Annotated in this window: 3 protein-coding genes; 2 read left to right on the top strand and 1 reads right to left on the bottom strand. The window is 45.4% G+C overall.

All coding sequences use genetic code 11. The annotated features are described in order from the left end of the window. The coding region (locus CAG68_RS01910) for a TonB-dependent receptor plug domain-containing protein (RefSeq protein ID WP_161440723.1) at positions 1-1,113 on the bottom strand (1,113 nt) is incomplete at its 3' end. 145 nt (positions 1,114-1,258) lie between these two features. Here CAG68_RS01910 and CAG68_RS01915 point away from each other — a divergent pair. Both CAG68_RS01915 and CAG68_RS01920 read left to right on the top strand, forming a co-directional pair. Further along, complete coding sequence (locus CAG68_RS01915) at positions 1,259-3,112, top strand: ABC transporter ATP-binding protein (protein WP_042521744.1); 1,854 nt, start codon at positions 1,259-1,261, stop codon at positions 3,110-3,112. A gap of 237 nt (positions 3,113-3,349) precedes the next feature. Then, a partial coding sequence (locus tag CAG68_RS01920) for a DUF4118 domain-containing protein (protein ID WP_202599823.1) occupies positions 3,350-4,357 on the top strand: 1,008 nt, incomplete at its 3' end.

The raw sequence follows: 4,357 nt of genomic DNA on the forward strand, positions 1-4,357 counted from the left end.
GATAAGCACTGTGTGCTCTGCGTTGTCTGTCATCCAGTTGCCGACAGCATTGTTATCGAACGTAATGCTCTGGTTTTTTCCGTCACGGAATACGATGCCTTGCGTTAACTCTTCTTTCGCTGGATCGTTGTTTGAGAACGCGTAAGAGCTGCGCAAGTACAACTCATTCGAACCGTAGTTGAGGTTTTGCGAGAGTGACCACATGTCATTGATGTCGTGCTCTAGTAAGTAACCTAGAGAAAACTGCGTGCGTTCGTATTTATCGTAGTTTGGCTGACCAAGGTTAGTCGAAGGATCGATTTTGCCAAAGTTAGAACCAATCAGAGTACCTGCTGCCGGGAAGAATGGGTTAGTTGGTACACCGTCATCATGAAGGTAAGTTGCCAAAACGGTCAGCATTGTACGGTCAGAAATGTCGAACTCGACACTTGGCGCTAGGTAGAAACGCTCGTTATTTGTGCCGTCCAGTTCACCATCTTGGCTTGTCATCAAGCCAACCAAACGATAGCGCACAGTGCCTGCGTCGTTTGCTTCGTCAGCAATGTCAAAACCTACGGATTGGTGTTGGTTGTTGCCAACTTCGACTTTTACTTCGCCTTGAGGCGTAAACGTTGGTTTTTTCTGAACAGCATTCACGATACCGCCTGGTGCCGATTCACCAAACAGAATAGCCGATGGACCTTTAACGACTTCTACACTTTCTAGGCCGTAAGGTTCGACCAACCATGTGTAGTAACCATCGCGGAATAGGCGGTTGCCGTTTAGGTAAGTCGCTGCATCAAATCCACGAACTTTGAACCAATCAGTGTCGTTGTCTGCGCCATAAGGCTGAGCGGTTACACCAGACGTGTAGCGTAATGCTTCATCTAGCTTTTTCGGTGCACGAACACGAAGTTCATCTTCAGAAATGATAGATACGCTGCGCGGCGTTTCTGCTGCCGGGGTTTCTACTTTAAGTGCTTGCGCGGTGACCGTTATGGTCTCCATGGCAATCACGTCATCTTGTACGACGTCTTCTTGAGCTTGTGCTGTGAATGCAACCACTGCTGTAGGTGCTAAAGCACAAACCAACGCGTTGCGGATAGCGATGGTCAGTGAGTTATTCTTTTGCATAAATCTATTCCCGATAATTATGATTAACGCTAAGCTTAATTGTAATTATTATCATTTGAGCTTTTGTTTCGGTATTTTACTGACTTTTGTATCAAAAGATAGTAAAACGTTCGCAAATTCATTCGCGGTACCTAAAGTCATTGTTATGTTCAATTGGTTTGAAAAACTGACCCAACCCTTTCCCCAGATGGAAACCGAAAAGCCACCGAAGACGCTATTTGGCTTTTGTCGTTTTTACACTCGTGGCTTTGAAGCCCCTTTACTCGTTATGGCTGTGTTCAGTGCGCTTATTGCCATTACAGAGGTGACGCTGTTGCGTTATATGGGCGAGCTCGTCGATATTCTCTCTAATCAAGATCGCGCAACATTCTGGCAAGACCAGGGTGATCGCATGCTAATGATGCTGTTCTTAGTGGCGGTTGTGATGCCAGCTCTCGGTTTTGTCCACTCAATGGTGATGCACCAAACGTTATTGGGTAACTACCCGATGTCTATCCGTTGGTTGATTCACCGTTACTTGCTAAAACAAGCGGTTGGATTTTTCCAGCGTGACTTTGCAGGCCGAGTTGCGACCAAAGTGATGCAAAGTGCGTTAGCGGTACGAGAAACGGTCATGAAGCTGGTGGATGTACTGGTTTATATCAGCGTTTATTTTCTTTCGATGCTCTGGATGATGGGCGAAGCCGATGGTTTGCTAATGTTGCCTATTGTGATTTGGATAGGAATGTACGCGGTTATCCAGTTCTACTTTATCCCTAAAATGAAACAAGTAGCGACAGAGCAAGCGGATGCTCGTTCTGTAATGACTGGGCGCATTGTCGATTCTTACACCAACATATCTACCGTAAAGCTATTCGCGCACTCGCAACGAGAGTTGGAATACGCAGAAAGCAGCATGAAGCAATTTTTGGTGACGGTTTACCGCCAAATGCGCATGGTGACTTGTTTACTGTTTAGTGTGGATGCCATCAACTATTTGCTGCTGATGTCTATTAGTGCCATTTCGGTTTATCTATGGCTAGATCACGCTGTAACAATTGGTGCTATTGCGATTGCCATCAGTATTGCGTTGCGCGTACAAGGTATGTCGAAGTGGATCATGTGGGAAGTTAGCGCACTGTTTGAAAACATCGGTACAGTAGTAGACGGTATTAATACGATTTCAAACGATGTTGAAGTGAAAGACGTACCAAATGCTAAGCCTTTGCAAATCTCTCAAGGTGAGATCTGCTTTGATCACGTAGGTTTTAACTACAGTGATGAGAAGGCAGTATTTGAGAACTTGAATCTGACTATCAAACCGGGCGAAAAAGTCGGCATTGTCGGTCGCTCTGGGGCAGGTAAATCCACGTTGGTCAACTTGTTGCTGCGCTTTTACGACGTAAATAGCGGTAAGATTTGTATTGATGGACAGGACATTTCTCAAGTTGAACAAGAGTCGCTTCGCCAACACATCGGTATGATCACGCAAGACACCTCTTTGCTGCATCGTTCAATTAAAGAGAACATTCTTTACGGTGATCCAGATGCTTCAATGGATGCCGTTATCGCAGCTGCTGAGAAAGCACATGCTCATGATTTCATTCAATCTCTACGAGACGAGCAAGGTAACGTTGGCTATGACGTTGAAGTGGGTGAACGCGGTGTGAAGCTGTCTGGTGGTCAGCGTCAACGTGTGGCGATTGCTCGCGTTCTGCTGAAAAACGCGCCAATTTTGATCATGGATGAAGCAACGTCTGCACTTGATTCAGAAGTAGAATCGGCAATTCAAGAAAACCTTGAAGTTCTGATGGAAGGAAAAACAGTGATTGCGATTGCTCACCGTTTATCAACGATTGCCGCGATGGATCGTTTGATTGTAATGGATGACGGCAAAATCATTGAGCAAGGCTCGCATTACGAGCTGCTGCAATTGGGTGGTGTTTACGCTCAGTTGTGGAAGCATCAAACCGGCGGATTTTTGTCTGAGCAAGGTGATGCTCAACTGCAAGTCATCTAATATGACGCTACACGAAAGAGGAGCAAATGCTCCTCTTTTTTGTGTCTGTCGTTTATACCGAGTAAGTAGGCGTTAATGGGCAACGTTAACTTGTGATTATTCATTGAGTTAGGCCAACTTAATGATGATTATGTTTATAACTCACTATCGTTATTGAATTTTTTACGCTTTTTTTACGCGAACTCCGAATGGGCTTTTGCTAAAGTTTTCTACATCGAATTTTGGTTGATGTATTTTATGTTTGTTCAATGGCGAGATAACACCTTTCTCTTTTCTACTACCGTGATTGTTGGTGCGGTTGTCGTCTCATGGCTGTTAGACCAACTGTTTGGCTCTACAGCCGCAGTCCTGCTGATTTTACAGTTAGCGGTCGTGGTAGTGGCGTTTCAATGCAACTCGCGATTCGCTTATGCGGCGGCGGTGGTCGAAGCGTTGAGCTTCAACTTCTTTTTCACGACGCCTCGTTACTCTTTGCAGATGTTTCGTCCGGAAGACATTTTTAATTTAGTCGTGTTTATGGTGGTGGCTTTTATCACCAGCACCTTTGCGGATCTTTATCGTCGGCAGCAGGGAGAGTTAAAACAAACCAAGCTGCAAAACAGCATCCTGCTATCGGTGTCCCATGACCTACGCACGCCGCTAGCAACCATTATTGGAACACTGACCACACTCAACGAGTACATGCCCAAGCTCGATGACTTAGAGCGTAAAGAATTGCTCGACAGTGCGACTTCAGAAAGCCATCGCTTGCATCAATATATCGAGAACCTCTTACAGGCGACTAAGCTCCAGCACGGCACATTAAAAATTACCAAAAAAGATGAGCTGATTGCAGATATTGTGCGGGATGCGGTTTCTCGTTTGCCGAATTACACCGAGAAAGTGTCCATGAATATGGATGATTCCGTTGGTTATTTATCAGTAAGTCGTTCGCTCATCGAACAAGCGATTTTTAATGTGTTGGATAATGCCATGCGATTTTCACCAGAGAATGAATCTGTTGAGGTTTCACTTTCTAAGCAGGGTTTGTCGTGCGTGATTGATGTTCGGGACATGGGGATTGGCATCAAAGCTGAAGATGCGGAAAAAATATTCAACCTTTTCTATTCCGGCGCGAACAACAAATCGGCCGATTCAGGCACCGGAATGGGACTCGCGGTTGCCAAAGGCATCATCATCGCACACCAAGGAGAGATTCAATCTATGCCAGTATCAGAAGGGACGCTGATCCGCATTCTACTTCCA

Source organism: Vibrio sp. V42_P2S4T144 (assembly GCF_009904715.1).
Lineage (GTDB): Bacteria > Pseudomonadota > Gammaproteobacteria > Enterobacterales > Vibrionaceae > Vibrio > Vibrio alginolyticus.

What these genes read in the sequence shown, in the direction of transcription:
- CAG68_RS01915 (WP_042521744.1), top strand. Translation starts at nt 1,259, where the DNA reads ATGTTCAATTGGTTTGAAAAACTGACCCAACCCTTTCCCCAGATGGAA.